The 829-nt window shown below is 39.3% G+C and carries 1 protein-coding gene; it reads left to right on the plus strand.

Going from position 1 to position 829, the window contains the following annotated elements; translation table 11 throughout:
• A partial coding sequence (locus ACRCJ0_RS16640; RefSeq protein ID WP_431391270.1) for a V-type ATPase subunit occupies window positions 1-829 on the plus strand: 829 nt, incomplete at both ends.

Consider the following 829-nt stretch of genomic DNA (forward strand, 5'->3'; position numbering starts at 1 on the left):
TAAAACCAACTATCATATCCCTGAAAATATCGGGAAAACACATGATTTCGAAGGGTTCCTAACCCGTGATTTACGTGAAATGTATGCTGGTTTATATGAAGAAACGCCTGTAGATGAAGTGGTAGACGTATTTGCCTTGCGTTACAGCTACCACAATTTGAAAGTATTATTCAAAGAATGGTATACAGAACGTGATTTCTCGCACATGTATATCAACATCGGCCGTTTTTCAATCGAAGCCTTACGGACCTTAATGCAAACTGGTGAAGGTAACCAATTCCCAGAAGTCATGAAAGAAGGCGTCCAACATGCACGCGATTACTACGAAGAGTACCATGACCTAGACGGCATTTCGATCCTATTGGACCATTCTTACCTAGGCCACTTAAGAGACATCGCTGACAACTCAGATGATCAAGATATGGCGAAGACCCTATTGATGATGATTGATTTAGAAAACTTGTCTATGGTTGTTCGTGGTATGAAACAAGGCCGTTCTCGTGGGTTCTTAGAAGCAGTTTTATCTGATGATGGGACTTTTGAAGAGGTAGAATTAGTCGACTTAGCAACGAGTAAAGACTATAACCGCGTATTGGATAAATTTGCCAGCTTACCATTCGCTGGTAAGATAAATGACCGTATTAGTGCAAATGATCCAATTGATGTGGTGAAATTAGATAAGAAAATTAAAAAAATCGAGGCTGAAGAAATTCGTCAGTCAGCTTGGGTACCATTTGGCCCAATGCCCGTATTGGCTTACATTTACTTCAAAGAAAATGAAGTAGCCAATCTAAGACTTATTTTAAATGCCAAAGAATATGATCTAGAT

The sequence above is a fragment of the Aerococcus sp. L_32 genome (assembly GCF_050689315.1).